Annotated in this window: 18 protein-coding genes; 7 read left to right on the forward strand and 11 right to left on the reverse strand. The window is 65.7% G+C overall.

Annotation, left to right across the window (positions count from 1 at the left end):
• Window positions 1–694 precede the first annotated feature (694 nt).
• Together ACQE3M_RS14625 and ACQE3M_RS14630 are read right to left on the reverse strand one after the other, a co-directional pair.
• A complete protein-coding gene (locus tag ACQE3M_RS14625) occupies window positions 695–1519 on the reverse strand; it encodes an enoyl-CoA hydratase/isomerase family protein (protein ID WP_430506265.1) in 825 nt (274 codons plus the stop codon).
• The gene (locus ACQE3M_RS14630; RefSeq protein ID WP_430506266.1) at window positions 1512–2402 is read right to left on the reverse strand and encodes a 3-hydroxyacyl-CoA dehydrogenase family protein; all 891 of its coding nucleotides are present in this window, start codon (window positions 2400–2402) and stop codon (window positions 1512–1514) included. Before ACQE3M_RS14630 ends, ACQE3M_RS14625 begins: the two co-directional genes overlap by 8 nt.
• A gap of 185 nt (window positions 2403–2587) precedes the next feature.
• Here ACQE3M_RS14630 and ACQE3M_RS14635 point away from each other — a divergent pair, with 185 nt between their 5' ends.
• Window positions 2588–3577: an MBL fold metallo-hydrolase gene (locus ACQE3M_RS14635; protein WP_430506319.1), complete on the forward strand. Its 990-nt coding sequence runs from the start codon at window positions 2588–2590 to the stop codon at window positions 3575–3577.
• Window positions 3578–3783: 206 nt separating this feature from the next.
• The gene (locus ACQE3M_RS14640) at window positions 3784–5238 is read left to right on the forward strand and encodes an aldehyde dehydrogenase family protein (RefSeq protein WP_430506267.1); all 1455 of its coding nucleotides are present in this window, start codon (window positions 3784–3786) and stop codon (window positions 5236–5238) included.
• 301 nt (window positions 5239–5539) lie between these two features.
• Here ACQE3M_RS14640 and ACQE3M_RS14645 read toward each other — a convergent pair whose 3' ends face one another.
• The gene (locus ACQE3M_RS14645) at window positions 5540–6694 is read right to left on the reverse strand and encodes an acyl-CoA dehydrogenase family protein (protein ID WP_430506268.1); all 1155 of its coding nucleotides are present in this window, start codon (window positions 6692–6694) and stop codon (window positions 5540–5542) included.
• Between the two features lie 38 nt (window positions 6695–6732).
• Window positions 6733–7497 (reverse strand): enoyl-CoA hydratase/isomerase family protein, encoded by a 765-nt coding sequence (locus ACQE3M_RS14650; protein ID WP_430506269.1) that lies wholly within the window; start codon window positions 7495–7497, stop codon window positions 6733–6735.
• Window positions 7498–7557: 60 nt separating this feature from the next.
• Here ACQE3M_RS14650 and ACQE3M_RS14655 point away from each other — a divergent pair, with 60 nt between their 5' ends.
• From ACQE3M_RS14655 to ACQE3M_RS14670, 4 genes are all read left to right on the forward strand, one after another.
• Window positions 7558–8736 carry a thiolase domain-containing protein gene (locus tag ACQE3M_RS14655; RefSeq protein WP_430506270.1) on the forward strand — a complete coding sequence of 393 codons (1179 nt, stop codon included), beginning with the start codon at window positions 7558–7560 and terminating at the stop codon, window positions 8734–8736.
• The gene (locus tag ACQE3M_RS14660) at window positions 8733–10145 is read left to right on the forward strand and encodes an OB-fold domain-containing protein (RefSeq protein ID WP_430506271.1); all 1413 of its coding nucleotides are present in this window, start codon (window positions 8733–8735) and stop codon (window positions 10143–10145) included. The genes ACQE3M_RS14655 and ACQE3M_RS14660 overlap by 4 nt, the downstream gene beginning before the upstream one ends.
• A 143-nt stretch (window positions 10146–10288) precedes the next feature.
• The gene (locus tag ACQE3M_RS14665) at window positions 10289–11803 is read left to right on the forward strand and encodes an amidase (RefSeq protein ID WP_430506272.1); all 1515 of its coding nucleotides are present in this window, start codon (window positions 10289–10291) and stop codon (window positions 11801–11803) included.
• Window positions 11804–11900: 97 nt separating this feature from the next.
• Window positions 11901–12506 (forward strand): GNAT family N-acetyltransferase, encoded by a 606-nt coding sequence (locus ACQE3M_RS14670; RefSeq protein ID WP_430506273.1) that lies wholly within the window; start codon window positions 11901–11903, stop codon window positions 12504–12506.
• Between the two features lie 22 nt (window positions 12507–12528).
• On the opposite strand, the gene ACQE3M_RS14675 is transcribed toward ACQE3M_RS14670, so the two are convergent.
• The 7 genes from ACQE3M_RS14675 to ACQE3M_RS14705 form a co-directional block, all read right to left on the reverse strand.
• Complete coding sequence (locus tag ACQE3M_RS14675) at window positions 12529–13305, reverse strand: enoyl-CoA hydratase/isomerase family protein (protein WP_430506274.1); 777 nt, start codon at window positions 13303–13305, stop codon at window positions 12529–12531.
• 95 nt (window positions 13306–13400) lie between these two features.
• On the reverse strand, window positions 13401–14201 hold the full coding sequence (locus tag ACQE3M_RS14680; RefSeq protein ID WP_430506275.1) for an enoyl-CoA hydratase/isomerase family protein: 801 nt from the start codon (window positions 14199–14201) through the stop codon (window positions 13401–13403).
• Window positions 14202–14261: 60 nt separating this feature from the next.
• Entirely contained in the window at window positions 14262–14978 is a 717-nt protein-coding gene (locus ACQE3M_RS14685; protein ID WP_430506276.1) for an ABC transporter ATP-binding protein, read from the reverse strand.
• On the reverse strand, window positions 14971–15777 hold the full coding sequence (locus ACQE3M_RS14690) for an ABC transporter ATP-binding protein (RefSeq protein ID WP_430506277.1): 807 nt from the start codon (window positions 15775–15777) through the stop codon (window positions 14971–14973). The genes ACQE3M_RS14685 and ACQE3M_RS14690 overlap by 8 nt, the downstream gene beginning before the upstream one ends.
• A 2-nt stretch (window positions 15778–15779) precedes the next feature.
• A complete protein-coding gene (locus tag ACQE3M_RS14695; protein ID WP_430506278.1) occupies window positions 15780–16859 on the reverse strand; it encodes a branched-chain amino acid ABC transporter permease in 1080 nt (359 codons plus the stop codon).
• Complete coding sequence (locus ACQE3M_RS14700) at window positions 16859–17728, reverse strand: branched-chain amino acid ABC transporter permease (RefSeq protein ID WP_430506280.1); 870 nt, start codon at window positions 17726–17728, stop codon at window positions 16859–16861. Before ACQE3M_RS14700 ends, ACQE3M_RS14695 begins: the two co-directional genes overlap by 1 nt.
• Window positions 17729–17794: 66 nt before the next feature.
• Window positions 17795–19075 (reverse strand): ABC transporter substrate-binding protein, encoded by a 1281-nt coding sequence (locus ACQE3M_RS14705; RefSeq protein WP_430506281.1) that lies wholly within the window; start codon window positions 19073–19075, stop codon window positions 17795–17797.
• Between the two features lie 245 nt (window positions 19076–19320).
• On the opposite strand from ACQE3M_RS14705, the gene ACQE3M_RS14710 reads away from it, so the two are divergent.
• Window positions 19321–20070, forward strand: coding sequence for a DUF5058 family protein (locus tag ACQE3M_RS14710; protein WP_430506282.1), 750 nt, complete (start codon window positions 19321–19323; stop codon window positions 20068–20070).

A 20070-nucleotide genomic window follows, 5' to 3' on the forward strand; every position in this document is an offset into this window, starting at 1 on the left:
GGCCCGTATTCCGGTGACTTACGAGTGGTTGCCCCGGATTCGGCGATGGAGACCTAACGGTCGGGAGGAATCGACAGACTGCAGTTTGACCGGGACATAAACAATATTCTCACATAGGTGTTATAAGACCTAACAGTATCTAATAATACTTGAGTTAGATAGAAATACTCGACTGTGGCTGGAAAACACCACCAGAATCACAGAATTGCATAATGCCCAGTAATACTCTATATTATTTCTTCTGTTGAGGTCTATTTGTTGCATATAAATGAACTGGCCAATAAAAACCTAAGATACATAAATAACAGCTCGGGACAACAGACGAGATGCCGGTTACTGCGGAACTCGTCACCTGCTGCCAGTGAAGCTATTTTCGGATAGCTCTGGACGCAACGGGCTGGTTCTCCATTTAACATACTGTTAGACGCGCTCTCGAGACACCGTCTGATAGACAACGAAAGATCAGATATCCAGATCTGGTGGTGATACAATAACAATCAGATATCGATTATACCTTTGAATCTTATATATAGATTCCTATCTATATCACGATAGCACAGAGCTGGATATCTCGGGTATCGATCGACGATCGCGGCCGCTGGAGACGTGGAGTCCTGCAGGAGGGAAACGGTCGAGTAGGTCGTTCCCGTCGTGGTTCAAAGAGGCATGGACCTACGTAACGGCGTCTGTGCAGCTATTCGCTGCTCCAGTCGGGCTCGCGCCCTTCGAGGAAGGCGTCGATCCCTTCGTCCTTGTCGTCGGTTGCGAACAGCTGCGCGAACAGGGCGGCCTCGTACGCGAGACCGTCGTCGAGATCCATCTGGCCACTCGCTCGCACCGCGTCCTTCGCGAACTCGAGGGCAACCGGGCTCTTGTCAGCCATCGCGCCGGCCAGTTCGTCCACCCGGTCGTCGAGCGACGCCTCGTCGAAGACCCCGTCGACGAGGCCGATATCGGCTGCCTCGGCGGCATCGATCAGTTCGCCTGAGAGGATCAGCCGCATGGCCTGCCCCTCGCCGACGAGCCGTGGGAGCCGTTGGGTGCCGCCACCACCAGGGATGATGCCGAGGTTGATCTCGGGCTGGCCGAGCTTGGCGTCTTCGACCGCGAGACGGACGTCACAGGCCTGTGCGAGTTCGCAGCCGCCGCCCAGTGCGTGTCCGTTGATCCGGGCGATCACCGGCAGGGAGAGCTCGGCGACGTGCTCGTAGATCCGAGGTCGCTCGCTGGCAGCCCGCTGTTCGAGCGCGTCGCGCTCGCGGAGCTCGGTCACGTCGGCGCCGGCAACGAACGCGCCGCCCTCCGGGTCACCAGTAAGTACGACGACCCGGGAGGACGCGTCCTGCTCAGCAGCAGCGAGTACGTCCGCGAGGTCCTCGCGGACGGCCGCGTTCAGCGCGTTCCGCTCGTCCGGGCGGGTTATCGTGACTGTTAGCACGCCCTCGGCTCGGTCGCCGACGGTCGCCTCGACGACCTCGGACTCGGCGGCGATCGCAACCGGGTTCGTCGGCTCAGACATCGTCGATCTCCCCCTCGCCGCTCACGCCGACGATTTCGCCGTCCTCCCAGACGTAGAACCCCTCGCCCGTCTTCTTGCCGAGTTTCCCCGCGCGAACCTTTCGTCGGAGCGCCTGTGGTGGCCGGAACCGCTCACCCAGCTCCTCGCGCAGGTATTCCAGCACGTCGAGACGGACGTCGAGGCCGACCACGTCGGTTAATTCGATCGGCCCCATCGGGTGATTGTAGCCGAGCTCCATGGCCTGGTCGATGTCACGGGGGCCTGCAACACCGGTCTCGAGCATGCGGATCGCCTCCGCGCCGAGGGTGACACCCAGCCGCGATGAGGCGAAGCCAGCAGAGTCGCGAATCACGATCGGAGTCTTGTCGAGCGACTCGACAAACGTCGTTACCCGGTCGAGCGTCGTCTCGTCGGTCTGTTCGGCGTCGATCACCTCGACGAGCCCCATGATGTGGACGGGATTGAAGAAGTGGAGCCCGAGTGCTCGCCCCGGATCGTCGAGAACGCTAACGATGTCCGTCACCGACAGTGACGAGGTGTTCGTCGCGATGATCGCGTCGGCGGGTGCAGCTCCCGCAACGTCCTCGAACACGCGCTGTTTGAGGTCGACGTCCTCCGGGACGGCCTCGACGACGAGTTCGGCGTCGGCGACGGCCGTCTCGAGATCCGTCGTCGTCGTGATCCGGTCAAGCGTCGCGGCCATCTCGTCTTCGGTCACTTTCTCTCTGTCAACACCCGCCTGGAGATTTGCCTCGATACTGTCGACGCCGTCCGACAGGACTTCCTCGTCAATGTCGCGGATCGTGACTTCGTTGCCGGCCATGGCGGTAACCTGCGCAATACCGTGGCCCATGGTACCAGCACCTAACACTGTAGTTCGCATGAATTCGAGATATTCCTCGGAGTAAATGAAACTTGCTGTCGCCGCAGCGGACAGCGGTCGGCGTGGCGTGGCCGACGGAATGGGCTCCGCACGGATGACGGGTCGCTTCCGGCAGGGACGCGTTTCACCGACAGGTTCGTAACCGTCCGTGCAAATGGGTCACTATGAACGGTACCAGAAGCGATATGCAAGCGATCGCCCTCGAAAACACCGTCTTCGAGGGTGCAAACACCGTGTACCTGCTGGGGACGGACGGAAATGGACCCCTGACGCTGGTCGACGTTGGGTTCGATGACCCCGACATCCGCAACCAGCTGGTGGCCGGCATCGAGGCAGCCGGGTACGCAGTCGCCGACGTCGACCAGGTCCTCCTCACGCACTATCACGGGGACCATAGCGGGCTCGCAGGGTGGGTCCAGGAGCAAAGCGGTGCCACGGTTCGAATCCACGAGGCTGACGCTCCGGTTGTGACGGCGGCCGAGGCGGGCTCCCGGGAGCTACGGGCGAAACAGGAAGCGGCTTTCGACGCGTGGGGGATGCCGGAGTCGAAGCGGACGGCTGTGCGGACGGTGCTCGAGGAGGAAACGGCGCTCTCGACGGAGCCGCCCTCGGTCGAACCGATCGCGGATGGAGAGACCGTGAAGGCTGGGTCATTCGACCTGACAGCCCACCACCTCCCGGGCCACACCACCGGTCACGTCGGCTACCTCGCGGCTGATGAGGGGAGCTTTTGGAGCGGTGACGTGCTCCTGCCGCGCTATACTCCCAACGTCGGCGGCGCGGACGTTCGACTCGACGGCGCGCTCGCGGCATACCTCGAAAGCCTCGAGCGCATCGTCGACATTGCGCCGACGGTCGCCTGGCCCGGCCACCGCGACCCGATCGAGGAGCCGGCCGCCAGAGCGCGTGAAATCATCGAGCACCACCGCGAACGCACTCGTCGGGTACTCAACGTGCTTCGCGAAGACGGGCCCGCGGACGCCTGGAGCGTGAGCCACGAGCTGTTTGGCGAACTCGAGGCGATCCACATCCTCCACGGGCCCGGAGAGGCATCGGCTCATCTGGAGCATCTGGCTGCCAACGGTGTCGTGGAGCACAGGGACGATGGCACCTACGCGCTCGCCGCCGCGTCGACCGGCGACCCCGACCTCGACGAGTTCTTCCCGGCTGTCTAACTGTTCGGCCACACCCGGAGTGAACGACAGCACCTATCGGTGTCCGGGTACACCGTCCACTCGAGTCAGCTTCTCGCCGCTGGGGCGACCGAATACCTGTCAGTCTGGTTCATTGCCACGAGCGCCGTATTTCGTTTTCAGCCATCCGACCGCCGAAGTGGATCCGGAGACGGAATCCTTTTGAGAGAAGCCGGACACGTCAACCCATGGGATACGACGGCCCCACAGAGTTGTATATCGATGGAGAATGGACGCCTGCAGCCGGCGGGCAGACGATCGAGACGGCCGACCCCGCGACGGAGCAACCGTATGCGACGGTCGCCGCGGCGACCGCGGAGGACGTCGACCGCGCTGTCTCTGCTGCCGATGCAGCCGCCGCCCGCGACGGCACGTGGCGATCCCTGGACCCGAAGGAACGGGCGGCCCACCTGATGGCGATGGCCGACGCGATCGAGGCCCTCTCGGACGAGATCGTTCTCGTGGAATCACACGACAACGGGAAGACCCCGTTTGAGGCCGGGCTCGACGTCGACATGGTCGTGGACACGTTCCGGTACTACGCCGGGTGGGCGGACAAGCTCACCGGCCAGACAGTACCCGTACCGGGCGACCGGCTCGATTACGTCCGTCAGGAACCGCTCGGGGTCACCGGCCACATCGCCCCCTGGAACTACCCATTCCAGCTCGCCGGGCGGAGTCTCGCACCCGCGCTGGCCTGTGGCAACACCGCGGTGCTCAAGCCGTCGAGCCAGACGCCGCTGTCGGCGCTGTACTACGCCGAAGCGGCCGACCGAGCTGGCCTCCCGGACGGCGTCGTGAACGTCGTCCCCGGTACCGGCAGTGAAGCCGGCGACGCGCTGGTCGGGCACCCGGGTGTCGACCACGTCGCGTTCACCGGGAGTACTGACGTGGGCAAGGGGATCATGTCTCGGGCCGCCGAGAACGTCACGGGCGTCACCATGGAGCTCGGTGGAAAGGGCCCGAACGTCGTCTTCCCCGACGCCGACCTTGACGCTGCCGCCGCAGGCATCCACTACGGGATCTTCATGAACGCTGGCCAGATGTGCTGGGCCGGGTCACGCCTGCTCGTCCACGAGGACATCCACGACGAGGTCGTCGAACGCGTCGTCGAGCGGGCGGAGGCGACCCCGCTCGGGAGCGGGATCGACGACGACGGCCGAATGGGCCCCCTGGTTAGCGAATCCCACCTGTCGGACGTCGAGGCGTACGTCCAGACGGGGCTCGACGAGGGAGCGACGCTCGCGACCGGCGGATCGCGACCCGCCGATCGCGAGGACGGATACTTCTTCGAACCGACGGTGCTCACTGACGTCACCAACGACATGACCGTCGCTCGCGAGGAGATCTTCGGTCCCGTCCTCTCGGTGATCCCGTTCAGTGACCGGGAGGAGGCCATCGAGATCGCGAACGATTCACCGTACGGACTCATGGCCGGTATCTGGACGACGGATCTGGAGACGGCACACGGCGCTGCGGCCGACCTCGACTACGGGATGGTTTCGATCAACGAATACCCAGTCACGTTCCCGCAGACGCCGTTCGGCGGCTTCAAACAGAGCGGCATCGGCCGCGAACAGGGGACGGAGGCCCTCGCGGAGTACACGCAGGCAAAGAACGTCAACGTGAATCTGGAGGGCTGAGTCCCGCCCTCGACACAGCTTCGATTACAGGTAACGTATACAGTGGCCGATCGCTGGCCGACGATACCCCGTTCCCGACGATATACTCACAACCGTATGGTTGTAATTACAAAGGTGTTCACCAGTCATAGCCACGGCCAATTCCCGGCCCTGGTACGTCAGCGACCGGCAGGGGCGCGGTACCGACCAGTTACGGCGGCCAATGTATACTGTTCATGTATACACGGGCGATGGCGACCGAATGACTCGGTGACTGTTCCGACGTCCGTCGACCGTCATTGAACGAGGTGTGTGCCGCCCGTTAGAGCCCGAGTGCAGCCTCCGCGACCGTCGTCTTCTGGATCTCGTCCGTGCCGCCGATTATCGAGAGGATCCGGGCATCCCGGTAGTAGCGTTCGAGTGGGTGGTCCGTGCGGTACCCCTTGCCGCCGTAGATCTGCATGGCGTTCCGGGCCACGAACTCGGCCGTCTCGCTCGCGGTGAACTTGGCGCGCGAGGAGGCCCGAGTATCCCCGTCCCCGGCCGTGATCCGGGTCGCCGAATCGTAGACGAGGTGGCGGGCCGCGGCGAGCCGGGAGTCCATCTCCGCTACCAGCACCTGGACGGCCTGGTACTCGCCGACCGCCTGTCCCCCCTGCTCGCGGTCACCTGCGTAGGCGACCGCCTCGTCGAACGCTGCGCGGGCAATGCCGACGCCGATCGCAGCCAGTCCCGTCCGGGCCATGTCGATCGTTCCCATCGCGATCCGGAAGCCGTGTCCGATCTCCCCCAGTAGCGCGTCCTCCGCCACGGCGACGTCGTCGAGGACGGAGTCGCCGGTAACGTGTCCGTGCATGCCGAGGTACTCCCCCCGTTCGAAGGAGAAGCCGTCCACTTCGTCGACACCCGGTACGAGAAAGACGCTGACGCCGTGGCCGTCTTCGGGCGCCGGCCGTTTCCGCGCCACGACGAGGTGGACGTCCGCGACGCCGGCGTTGGTGCCGAACGTCTTTTCGCCGCTGATCTGGTACCCGTCGTCGGTCGCCGTGGCGACGGTCTCCAGCTCCGAGGGCGACGACCCGGCACCTGGCTCCGTCAACAGCAGCGACCCGACCCGCTCGCCGGCGACCATCTCGGGTAGCAGGCGGTCACACTGGGCCTCCGTTCCGAAGTTCAACACCGGAAGGGTCGCGAACGTATGGCCCTGTATCGTCTCCGCGACCGCCCCGCTCTCGGCGGCGATCCGCTCGATCGCCAGACAGTAGGCGACGAAGTCGGCCCCGAGCCCGCCGTACTCCTCGGGAACGAGTATCCCGAGCAGCCCCCGGTCGCCGGCCTCCTCGATCACGTCACGGGGGAACTCCCCCGTCTCCTCGATCGCTTCGGCGCGTTCCGCGACGACATCCGTCGCGAACGCCTCGGCTCGCTCGCGGACTGCGCGCTGCTCAGCTGACAACGACTGCTCGATGAGCGTCATGTCCGTCACTCCTCGCTCGCCCGTCTTAAACGTTGACGTCAGTCGAAATCCGGGTTCCGGTCGTCGAGGAACGCAGCCACACCTTCCTCGTGGGCGTCGGTCCCGTACGCCCGGACCTGTAGCGCCCGCTCGCGGTCGAGCGCATCGTCGACGGGCCGGCCGAGATTCCCATGTATCCCCTCCTTGATCAGGCCGAGCGTCGTCGTCGGTTTCCGGCCGAGCGTCTCGAGCAGCTCGTCCACCCGGTCATCGAGCGCGTCGGCCGGCACGGCCTCGTTTATCAGCCCCATGTCTGCGGCTTCGTCGGCGTCGAAAAGGCGCCCGGTCATCGTCAGCTCCTTCGCCCGCCGGAGCCCGACGAGCCGGGGGAGCAGCACGGTTCCGCCGGTGTCCGGGATGAGCCCCACGTTCACGAACGCTTCACCGAACCGTGCGTTCGCGTCCGCGTACGCAAAGTCGCAGGCGGCAGCCAGGTTCGTCCCCGCCCCGATCGCGTCGCCGGGGACTTTTGCGATCACCGGGAACGGAGCGGAAAGGATCGCCCGCACGGTCGCGTTCAGCGTCTCCTCGACGCGCCGGGACGCCTCGTCGGACGTCTCGTTGCGCTCCCGCATCGCCTCCAGGTCGCCACCCGCACAGAAGCTTCCACCCGACCCTGTGATGACGAGCGCCCGAACCTCCCGCTCAACCGCAGTCTCGATCGCGGCACGAAGGTCCCGGGCCGCAGCCGGCGTCATCGCGTTTCGGGCATCGGGTCGGTCGAATCGCGTCACCTGCACACGGTCGTCAACGGTCGTTTCCATACCGGACCTGCGGGACGGACTCACATAGTTTTTAGTGCTCGCGTCGATGTTGCTCGTCACATGCGTGATGCATACGTTATCGGCGCCGGCCAATCTCCGTTCGGCTCGTACCCGGACGAGACCTACCGGTCGCTGTTCGAGACGGCCTACGAGCGTGCGCTCGACAGCGTCGACGGCGACCTGGACCCCGACCGAATCGACGAGGCGTTTCTGGGTACTCTCGGAGTCGGAGGCCGACAGATCGGGCTCAGTGGCCCAGCAGTAACCGAACACATCGGCCAGCACGGCATTCCGACGACCCGTGTGGAGAATGCGTGCGCGGCGAGCGGCTACGCGATGCGGAACGCTGTCACCGCCGTGAAGTCCGGCATGGCCGACGTCGTCCTCGCGGGCGGCTACGAGGTGATGACGGACACCAGTGCGGACCAGACGAAGTGGTGGCTCGGCGTCAGCGGCGAGACCGAGTGGGAGCGCCTCTCCGGGACGACCTTCGCCGGCGTCTACGCGCAGATGGCGTCCGCGTATCTCGACAAGTACGATGCGACGCCGGACGACCTGAGCCGGGTTGCTGTAAAGAACCACGCCAACGGCGCGGAGAACCCGAACGCCCACCTCGGGTTTACGTGCTCGCTGGAGGATGCGACTGCAGCGTCGACGGTCGCCGACCCGCTCACGCTGTATCACTGCTGTCCGACCACCGACGGCGCAAGCGCCGCGATCGTCGTCAGCGAAGAGGTGGCCCGCGAGCTGTCGGACGTGCCCGTCCGGGTCGCCGCGAGCGGCGCCGCCTCGGGCGCAGTCGGGCTGTTCCAGCGTGATTCGCTCACGTCGATCCCGGCGACCGTGACGGCTGCGGAAGATGCCTACGAACAGGCGGGGATCGAGCCCGGCGACGTCGACTTCGCGGAGGTCCACGACTGCTTCGCTATCGCCGAACTGCTGGCGTACGAGGACCTCGGTCTCTGTGATCGCGGTGAGGCACCGCGCCTGTTGCGTGAGGGCGTCACCGACCCCGACGGCGACTTGCCGGTCAACACGAGCGGCGGTCTCAAGTCGAAGGGCCATCCGATCGGCGCGACCGGCACCGGACAGGTCGTCGAGGCGTTCGAGCAGCTTCGGGGAGACGGACACGTGCAGGTCGAGGGCGCGGAACGCGGGCTGACACACAACGTCGGCGGCAGTGGCGGTGGCGTCACCGTCCACGTCTTCGAGCGCGGTTTCGGAGGTGAGTCGGCATGAGCCGTGGACTCGTCGCGGCCGGCGTCCACGTCCCCCGGTTCCGGATCGAGACGTCGGAGATCAGCGACGCGTGGGGCGTCGACCACGCCGGTGGCGTCGACCGGAAAGCGGTTCCCGCAGCGGATGAGGACGCCGTGACGATGTCGATCGCGGCCGCGACTGACGCGCTCGACCGTCACGACACGAGCCCGGCCGACCTCGAGTTCGTCGGCCTCGCGACCACCACGCCGCCGCTTGCTGAAGAGGAGATCGCCCCGCGTATCGTTCGCGCCCTCGGGGGGCAAAGCGACGTCCGCACGGCGACGGCGTCCGCCAGCCCGATCGCTGGGCTCGACGTGCTGGAGCGGGCTGTCGAGGTTGACGGGCCAGCGCTCGCGATCGCCGCCGACGCGCCGACCGGTGACCCGGCCGAGGCCGACCACCGCCTCGGCGGCGCCGCGGTCGCGTTCCTCGTTGCCGACGGTGCCCCCGTCGAGCTCGTCGACACCGCCGCACACGCCGACGAGTATCCCGGCGTCCGGTACCGCGAGCAGGGGTCGGAGGCGGTCGACGCGCTCGGAGTGACGACCTACGAACGCGACGCGGTCGCCGAAAGCGTCGGGGCCGTCCTCGAGACGCTCGACGTCGACGACCCGGCCGGGGCGGCGCTCCACCAGCCAAACGGGGGACTCCCCCACCGTGTGGGCGGCCGAACAGACCTGTCTGGCGCCGCGATCACTCGTGGGACCGTGGTCGACCGCGTGGGTGACGCCGGAGCGGCGACAGTCCCCCTGGGCCTCTGCGCGGCGCTCACGGCAGCTGAGGCCGACGAGACGACCGTTGCCGTCGACTTCGGCGGCGGCGGGGCTGCGCTCGGACTCGCGTTCACGGGCGCCCTCGAGGCCGCCCCGACCGTCGACGAGCTCCTCGACGGCGGCGAGTCGGTCTCGTACGAGCGATACCTCCGCGAACGTGGGTACGTCGTCGACGGCGAGGTCGCCGGTGGCGGCGCCCACGTCAGCCTGCCGTCGTGGCGCCGGTCGCTCGACGGGCGCTATCGGCTCGTCGCCGGCCAGTGTCCGTCCTGTGGCGGCTTGACGTTCCCGGCCGAGGGGGCCTGCGGCGTGTGCCACGACCGCGGCTCGTTCGACCGCGTCGAGCTCCCACGGGAGGGAGTCGTCGACGCGGTGACCGTGATCGGACAGGGTGGTGCACCGCCGGAGTTCGTGCCTCAGCAGGAGCGGGACGGCCCGTACGCCGTTGCTATCGTCCGCTTCACCCACGACGGGGAGGCGGTGACGATCCCGATGCAGCTGACCGACTGCGACCCCGACGCGGTCGCAGTCGGCGACGACGTCCGGGCGACGATCCGCCGGATCTACGCTGACGAGGGGATCCCGCGGTACGGCGCGAAGGTCACTCCGATCTGATCCTTCGGTCCGGACGTCGCTACGTTTCCAATAGGGTCGGTCCCGACTTTCGGGTAGACCGCGCCGACTGTCCGACGCGGACCGCGGCGGCCTGGTCGCTCCGACATTACTATGTGGGACGCAAACACACACTGTATCGTAGCATGAGCGACCTCACACCACCGACGCGCGAGGAGATAGCCGAGTATGCCGCGGAACACTACATGGACCTTTCGGAGGCGGAAGTCGACACACTGGAGGCGGTTATCCCCGAGGTACTCGGGGCGTACGAGCGGCTCGACGAGCTATCGACGGCACCGCCACAGGTGGCGTATCCGGACAGACGTGTCGAGGAAACCGATCCCGACGAGGCGGCTGACCCGTTGAACGCGGTGATCCGGTCTTGCGTCGTCGAGGGGGCTGACACGGGTCCGCTAACGGGCTACGACGTGGGGATCAAGGACAATGTCTCACTGGCCGACGTCGAGATGACGTTCGGCTCGGACGTCGTGCCCGGATACGTCCCCCGGTACGACGCCACGATCGTCACCCGGCTGCTCGACGCCGGCGCGGCGATCACGGCGAAACTCAATATGGAGAATTTGGCCTTCTCGGGCAGCGGCGAGATGTCGGCCTACGGGCCAGTGGTGAACCCGCACGACGAGGACCACCTCGCGGGCGGGTCCTCGAGCGGCTCGGCGGCGGCGGTCGCAAGCGACCTGGTCGACGTGGCGATCGGCGGCGATCAGGCAGGGTCGATCCGGATCCCCGCCGCCTGGTGTGGCTGTGTCGGCCACAAGCCCACCTACGGGCTGGTCCCGTACACGGGGATCCTCGGACTCGGACGGACGTTCGACCACACCGGCCCGATGGCGTCGAACGTCCAGGACTGCGCCCGCGTGCTCGACGCGATCGCGGGTGCGGACCCGCTCGACCCGCGGCAGAACGCGGTCTCGACGCAGGCGTACGCCGAACGCGTCGAAGCGGATCCCGACGCCGACGCGCTCACAGTCGGTGTGCTGACGGAGGGGTTCGGCCACGAGGAGAGCGAGCCTGGTGTCGACGAGACGGTCCGCGAGGCGCTCGACGCGATCGCCGACGCGGGCGCGACCGTCACGGAGGTGTCGGTACCGAGACACCGCGATGGGCTGGCGATCTGGAACGGGATCGCCAACGAAGGGACGACCGCGACGATCGCCGGCGAGGGCATCGGCCATTTCGCGGACGGCTACTACGACACCGACCTGATGGCCGCGTTCGCCGAGGCGCGTCGGGAAAACGCCGACGCGTATCCGCCGACGATCAAGCTCGTCGCCACGCTCGGCGAATACCTCGCGGAGGAATACCACAGCCGATACTACGCGAAGGCGCAGAACCTCTCGCGCGAGCTCGCGGACGCGTATGACGACGCGCTCGCCGACGTCGACGTGCTGGCGATGCCGACTACGCCGCAGACGGCCCACGAGCGGCTCGACGATCCTTCGATGGCACAGATCATTGCGCGCGCGGTGGACATGCTCCCGAACACGGCACCGTTCGACGTGACGGGGCACCCGGCGGTCTCCGTCCCGGCCGGCACGAGCGACGGGCTCCCGGTCGGGCTGATGTTCGTCGGCGAGCAGTTCGACGATGCGACGGTGCTGGCCGCCGCGCGGGTCGCCGAGCGGACGCTCGACTGATCCGCGGTCGCCGCCGCCGGAGGGGGTCGGCAGCGACCGGCGGTTCCTTCACATGTTCGCGACGACGTTTTTGTTGGCGTGGCTCGAACGACGGGGTATGAGTGCACATCCTGATTCGGCGGGGGCGGCCTGCACTGCGTGGGACAATTCGGACTGCCGTGGCACCCCGTACTGCCCGCCGCGCTGTCCGCGGTTCGAGGGGAAGGACGGGACCCCGTACGTCGCGCGACCGCTCCAGGATGGGGAGCGGGCTGCGCTGGTCGAGATGTACGCCGAGCTCGACCGCTTCAGCCGCGCAAACGGGCTGCCGCCGGTAACCGTTAGCAAGATCGAGTCCTGGCTCGACCGGCTGCTCGAGAACGGGTGGAACCTCGTCGTGAGCGACGGGGGGAACGTCGTTGGCCACGTCGCTGTCGTCCCGGCGGAATCGGCCGAGCCGGAGTTCGTGATCTTCGTCCATCAGGACCACCAGAACAACGCCGTGGGGACGGAACTGGTGAAACAGGTCGTCGCGTACGCCGCCGACCGAAATCACGAGGGGCTTACGCTGGAGGTGGCGACCGGAAACGAGCGAGCGATCACCGTCTACGAGAACGTCGGGTTCGAGGTCGCCGAGCGGAAGCTCTCCGAGATCGAGATGGCGCTCGACCTCGATGGGTCGCTCGTCCACCGGCTCCAGCGACCGCCCGCGGATCGCGAGTGAGAGCCAGGGTCCGTACCGGGAGCTACTCTCCCGTAAATTCCGGGTCCCTGTCCTCGCGGAACGCCGTAATCCCCTCCCGGTGATCGTCGGTCTTCAGGAGCGTACTCTGCGCCAGCGACTCGAGGGTGCCAGCAGTCCGGGTGTCGGCGTCGCGAGCCGTATTGACGACGCGTTTCGCCAGCCCGAGGGCCTGCGGGGGACGATCACGCAGGTCCTCGGCGTACGAGCGAGCCGCCGCCTCGGGGTCGTCCGCAACGCGCTCGACGAGTCGGATCTCACGAGCGCGGTCACCGTCGATCAGATCGCCGCTGAAAATGAGGTCCTTCGCCGTGCCGGGCCCGACGAGGTGGACGAACCGGGAGCAGCCGCCGAGGCCCGGGATCAGCCCGATGTTGTGCTCGGGGAACCCGAGCTTCGAATCCGGCGCGGCGATCCGAACGTCGCAGGCGAGGGCGAGTTCGAGCCCGCCGCCGACGCAGGTGCCGTTGATGGCTGCCAGGACCGGTTTTTCGATGGTTTCGATCGCATCGAACGCGCCGCCGAGGATCCGCGAGTTCTCCCGAAACTCGGCGGTCGTCCACTCCTGGGCCGCCTCGAAGAGCGCGACGTCCGCCCCGACGGAGAACACCTCGTCGCCACCGGCGAACACGCCGACCTGCACGCGGTCCTCTCGAAGGACGTCGACCGCCTCGGCCAACTCACGACGCATCCGCTGGTCGATCGCGTTGACCGGGTCGTTGGCGAGGCGGATCGTCGCAATTCCATCGGTGACCGTTACGTCAAGCGTATCAAACTCCATGGCGGTCGTTTACGGTAGACTAACTTTGTTCTTTCTCCCCGCGGGACGATGGTGGGCGGTAAGCAACCGCGGGTGCGGCGGCGACGCCGCTCGCGTCAGTCCCACTCCGGCTCGCGGCTCGCGAAGAAGGCCGAAAGTCCCTCGTCGAACGTGTCCGACCGGCTCATCCGCTTTATTGCCGACCGCTCCCGTTCGAGGTGCCGATCGAACCCGCCCTCGAGAGCGGTATCGAGCAGCCGCTTCGTCCGCGCGTACGCCTCGGTCGGGCCCGCGGCGTAGCTGGCCGCCTTCTCGGTCACGGTTTCGAGAAACGCCGCCACCGATCCCTCGTGACGCACGTTGGCGATACCGAGGTCCACGGCCTGGGCGGCATCGATGGGATCGGGGTCGAACAGGAGCTCTCGTGCACGGTACGGGCCGACCGTCCGCATGAGGAAGAACGGCGTCGCGTTGTCCGGCGTGAGGCCGATCCGCGTGTACGCGGTATCGAACTCCGCGTCCTCGTGGACGTGAATCAGATCCGCTGCGAGCGCCAGGCCGAGCCCGCCACCCGCGGCGACGCCGGTGACCGCTGCGATTACCGGCGCCGGAAACTCACGGAGCTCCCGAATCAGTCGGTTCGAGGCGGCCGCGATGGCGTCTATCTTGGCGGCTCGCATCTCCTGGGGTGCCTGCTCGATAGCTTCCAGATCTGCCCCGGCCGAGAACACTGGGTCACCGTACAGGACGAGACAGCCGACCTCGCCGGCGACCGCCTCGACGGCCGTCGCCATCGCTTCCACCTTCGCTGGCCGGAACGTGTTCAACGGCGCCTCTCCTTCCTCCATAGCGATCCGGACGACGTCCCCGTCAGCGACGTGCTCGACGCGGACGAGCGGATGCGGTCGTTCAGTCATTGTCGGATTCGTCGTGGTTGCCGTCGGTCAGTCGACTGGCGGAGACGCAAAACGCTCGCATCATCTCACACCCAGATAGCTCTCCATCAGATCTCGGTCCTCGAGCAGCTCGGCGGCAGGCGATTCGTGAACGATCTCGCCCGTTTCGATAACGTACGCTCTGTCGGCGAGCTCGAGCGCCATCTCCGCGTTCTGTTCGACGAGGAGGACCGTCACCCCTTGCTCGTTGAGTTCCCGGATGATGTCGGCGACGTCGTCGACGATCTGCGGTGCTAACCCCTCGCTCGGCTCGTCGAGCAGGAGAAGATCGGTCTCCGGCCCCAGGAGGGCACGCGCGATCGCCAGCATCTGCTGTTCGCCGCCGCTCATCGTGCCGGCCTGCTGGTCTCGACGCTCGTCGAGCCGGGGGAACTGGTCGTACACTTCCGTGAACCGCTCCGACTGGGACCCCTCGCCACTGTGGGCCGCCAGCCGGAGGTTCTCCTCTACGGTCAGGCTCCCGAACACGCGACGTTCCTCCGGGATCCAGGAGACGCCACGCTCGCGTATCTGATGCGGGTCGAGCCCGTCTATCGGCTCCCCGGCCATCTCAACGACGCCGGACGTCGGCGGCGTGAGCCCCATCACACTGCGGAGCGTCGTCGTTTTTCCCGCGCCGTTGCGCCCGACGAGCGCAACGATCTCGCCTTCGTTGATCGACAGGGAGAGGTCGGTCAGGATGTGACTCTCCCCGTAATGGGTGTCGATCCCGTCGACCGTTAGCAATGGGTCACTCATGTCCGCCACCACGCAGATACGCCTCCTGTACCCGTTCGTCCGATTGTATCTCCTCCGGTGGTCCCTGCGTTAGCAGCTTTCCCTCGTTCAGTACCGCGATCCGGTCGGCAATTCCCATGACGATGTCCATGTCGTGTTCGATGATGACGACGGTCGTGTCCGCGGCAATGTCCTCGATCAGCTCGACGGTCTCGTTCGTCTCCTCCGGACTCATTCCAGCGGTCGGCTCGTCCATCAACAGCAGCCGCGGCTCCGAGGCGAGCGCGATCGCGATCTCGAGATGGCGTCGTTGTCCGTACGACAGACTCGACGCCGTCTCGGTCGCAACCTCGGCGAGGCCGACTCGCTCCAGCACCCGTTTCGCGTCCGCCAGCGGCGCCTCGTGGGACGCGTGGTGCGTGAGGAAGTCCGCCGGTCCGAACCCGGAGTATCGGGCCTGTGCTGCGAGGCGAACGTTCTCCAGTGCCGTGAGCTCCGCGAAGAAATTCGTTATCTGGAACGATCGGACGATCCCTCGTCCGACGATCTCGTGCGGCTCGGCGCCGTCGAGCGTCTCGCCGTCGAAGACGATCTGCCCGTCCGTCGGTGCGTGTTTCCCGGTGAACGTGTTGAACAGCGTCGTCTTGCCGGCGCCGTTCGGGCCGATGACTGCCGTGATCCCGTCAGCGGGGATTTCGAGTGACACGGCGTCGATAGCAGTGAGCGGCCCGAACTGCTTCGTGAGATTTTCCGTGGTGAGGATCGCGTCGCTCGATGCGTCCGCCTCCGGTTCCGACATTTCAGTGAGTTTTCCACTCATGGTCAGTTGCGCACCTCCCGTGTGTAGTCCCGCAGCGCCTCTTTCGACCGCTTGAGGGCAGCTCTCGGATCGTTCCATACCGACACCAGCGCTCCGGCGATGCCGCGTGGCGCGAAGATGACGACGGTTACGAACAAGGTCCCGAGAATGACCTCCCAGCTGGCGACGCCGCCGAGCCGGTCCTCGAGGAAGATGACGAGTCCGGCACCGACCATCGGTCCCCAGAAGGTCCCCATCCCGCCGAGCAGTACCATCACGACCAGCTGGCCGCTAACCGTCCAGTGAAGCAGCCCCGGGTTCGCAACGCTCTGGAACGGAACGTACAGCCCGCCGGCGAGCCCGGCGAACCCGCCACTGATTGCGAAGGCAATCACCTTGTAGCGCTGGACGTCGTAGCCGACGAACTCGATCCGATCTTCGTTCTCGCGAATGCCCTGGAGCACCCGGCCGAACGGGGAATTCGCAAGCCGAACGAGTCCGGCGAGCGAGAGCGCGACGAGCCCGAGCGTGAGGAAGTAGTAGCGAAGCCGGTCACCGAGTTCGATCCCGGCCAGCTCGTACGCTGCAATCCCGTAGAGGCCGTTGTCGCCGCCGGTCACCGTCTCCACACCGGCGATCGTCGCCGGGAGGTCGGTGAACGCGACGACGTACAGCATCTGTGCGAACGCCAGCGTCAACATCGCGAAGTAAATTCCCTTTGCCCGGACGCTCAGCCAGCCGATCAGTGCGGCAACGATCACGCCGACCAGGACCGACGCGGGCAGGACGACCAGCACGTTCGGCGTCACCCGGGAGACCAGGAGCGCAGCCGTGTACCCCCCTGCACCGTACATCGCCGCGTGACCGAACGACAGAAGCCCGGCGTAGCCGAAAACGAAGTCGAGACTCAACGCCAGCAGTGCGAACGCCAGCATCCGTATCAGGAGGTTGATCCAGAACGGCTGGATCGACTGCACGACCGGTCCGGCGACGGCGAGTCCGAGGATACCCACCACCAGCAGGGTCCGTCCGGGTCCAGAGAGGATCTGGTTCCCCGTTTGGGCGGCGTCGTCGTCGTTCCGGAAAAGGCGCAGTACTCGCATTATGCAGCCTCCGTGGCGCCAAACAGCCCGTTCGGTTTCACCATCAGGACGACCGCCATCAGCCCGAACAGGAGCAGGTCGGTCAACGTCGGGGCGATCAGCGCCCCGTACGAGGTGACGAGCCCGATGAGCAGTGCGGCCAGGACGGCGCCCCGGAAGCTTCCCAGCCCGCCGATAACGACGATGACGAACGTCTCGATGATGATCCCCATCCCCATCCCGGGGTTAACGGAGCGAGACGCGCCGAGGAGGACGCCAGCGAGACCGGCGAGAACGGCGCCGAAGACGAAGACACCGGTGAACACCTTCGTGACGTCGATCCCGAGGGCGTCGACCATCTCCGTGTCGTGAGCGCTGGCCCGCATGAGGATTCCGAGGTTACTCCGATCGATCCCGAGCCAGACACCGCCGAGGAGTATCGAGCTGATCGCGAGGACGAACAGGCTGTACACCGGGTAGTCCACCAGGCCGAGCGAGAGGGTTCCGGTTAACCCCGTCGGCTGGGCGATCTGCCTCGTCTGGCCGCCCCATATCTGGACGACAGCACCCTGAATCATGATCGCGAACCCGAACGTCAACAGGATGTGGTACAGGGGATTCCGCCCGTACAGGGGGCGCAACGAGAGGACCTCGATAGCCAGCCCGACAATCCCGACGAGCAGCGGCGCGAGCAGCAGCGCGAGCCAGAAGCTCCCGAACTCGACCGCGAGTATCGACCCGAAGTACGCCCCGAGCATGTACAGCGCCCCGTGCGCGAAGTTTATGACGTCGAGCATCCCGAAGATGAGCGTCAGCCCCGCGGCGATCAGCGCGAGCGTAACGCCGGACTGGACGCCGAGCAGCGTTGCACGAACGATCGAGTCGATCATCCGGCTAGCCCTCCTCGGTTCACCCGTGTACGTTCGGAAGCGGCGGCGCATGTTGCGGTGACCATGTTAGCTGAGGTCACAGCCCCAACTGGGACTCTCGACGCTTTCGATCGTTTCCACGACCTGGTTTTCGACCGCCTGCTCGCCGTCGCTCTCGACGACCTCGCGAACGTACATGTTCTGGATGGGATCGTGGGTCTGTTCGTCGAATCGGAAGCTCCCACGCGGGCTCTCGATCTCCATCCCGCTGAGCGCATCGGACAGCTGGTCGGGAGCCGCGCTGCCGCTCGACTCGACGGCGGCGGCGAACGCCTGTGCCGAGTCGTAGCCCTGACACGCGTAGACGTTGGCCGTATTGTCGTACGCGCTCCGGTAGTTCTCGACGAACGTCCGATTTTGCTCGCTCTCGTGTGCGGGGGTATAGTGGAGTAGCGAGTACATTCCAAGAGCCGACTCGCCCTGTGCGGGGAGCGTGTCCTCCGAGAGGAGGAACCCGCTCCCGGTCTGGGTCATCTCCTCGTCGAGGCCGTAATCGGCGAAGTCGGAGACGTAGGAGACGGCGTCGCTGCCGGCGAAGAACGAGAAGACGGCGTCCGCCCCGCTGTTTTCGATTTCCCCGAGATACGTCGAGTAGTCGTCGGTTCCGAGTGGCGCGCCGACCTCGCCGACGACTTCCCCGCCCGCCGCCTTGAAGGCCTCACCGAAGAAGTTCTTGGAGTTCTGCCCGAACGCGTAGTCCGCATAGGCCAGACAGACGTTGTCGGCGACGTTCTCGTACACCCACTCCGCAAGCGGCGCGCTCGTCTGCCAGTCATTGAACGACGTCCGGAAGTGGTAGTCGAGACACCCCTCCTTGGTAACCCGATAGTCGCCCGCGTTGGCGTTCAGCCAGATCGCGCTCCCCTCGGACTCGATGGTGTCCATGATCGCGATCGCGACGGCGCTCGACACCGGACCAACGATCACGTCCGCCTGCTCCTCGACGAGCAGCTCGCGGGTCACGTCGATTCCACGGTTCGTGTCCCCCTCCGTGTCGCGCTGGATCGTCTCGACCTCTCGGCCGTCGATCTCGCCGTCGTTTTGCGTCAGGTACAGCTCGAACCCGTTGACGATACTCTCGCCGAGCATCGCGTACGTGCCGGTAAACGGGAGCGCGTAGCCGACGGTGAGCGCGTCATCGCTCTCGCCGCTGCCACCGAGACAACCGCCGATCGTGGCGGCCGATCCGACGGCCGCGCCGGCACGCAGGTATTTCCGTCGGGACACTGTCGTTCGGTTCGATGCGTCGCGGTCGGTACATCGATCGGGATCACTGGTGCTACAATCTCGCATGGGTTTGCGAACCATGGACAGGACTGTGAGACCTTCACATTTATAGATTATGGAGCATCGTCCCGCACGAGCGTTCGACGAAGGACGTATCCCAGGTGAAACCGGTCTCTCCCTCGGCGGAGACGGTTCCGGCGACCGTGCGAGCTGAGTCCGTTACCCCATTCCGGGTCGGTCCCATCGATCGGTGTTGGGGAGCGTTTATCGCGACGCCTGGGTCCATCGTCAGCAACTTTTTTATACCACGATAGACAGTACCAGCCATGGGTTTGCCAGAGTTACTGCCAGTGGTACCGGCATACATGGATATTGCCAACAGCCGATGGCTGTGGCTCTCGACGCTCCCGGTCGTTGCGATCGTGTTGTTGCAGGCAACGATATTCCTCCGACGCGCATGGACGGACGGGAAGGAGATGGGATTATCGGACGAACAGCTGAAGTCAGGGTTTAAAACGGGGGTGATATCGGCGATCGGCCCGTCGGTCGCGGTCCTGGTTGGGATGCTGGCGTTGATCGCCACCGTTGGTGGGCCTGTTGCGTGGATGCGGCTCACGGTAATCGGGTCGGTTGCCTTCGAGCTTCCGGCAGCCGAGCTGGGCGTGAGTCAGTTCGGATACAGCCTGGGAGACGGTGATATAACCGAGGAAGCGTATGCAACGGCGGTCTGGACGATGACGTTAGGTGGGACTGGCTGGTTGCTCGTCTCCGCCTTCGGAACGCCGTATATGGAGCAAGCCAGGCAAAAGCTCGGCAACGGGAAGGAAACGCTCATTCCGATCATTAGTTCCGCCGCAATGCTGGGAGCCTTCGCCTACTTCCTGACTGGTGAGGTTGTGGCGGGAACGCCCGAGACAGGTTCGGTCGCCGCAGGTGGGTTAGCGATGCTCCTGATACTTCAGGTGGCGGACTACCGGGACATCGAATGGTTACGGGAATGGGCGCTGGGAACCGCGATGATGGTCGGTCTCCTGGTTGGAATCGCGATCCAAGTGACTGTCGGAAGTTGGTGGTAA

The organism is Halosubterraneus shenae (assembly GCF_050510935.1).
In the GTDB taxonomy this organism is placed as follows: domain Archaea; phylum Halobacteriota; class Halobacteria; order Halobacteriales; family Haloferacaceae; genus JBDGPU01.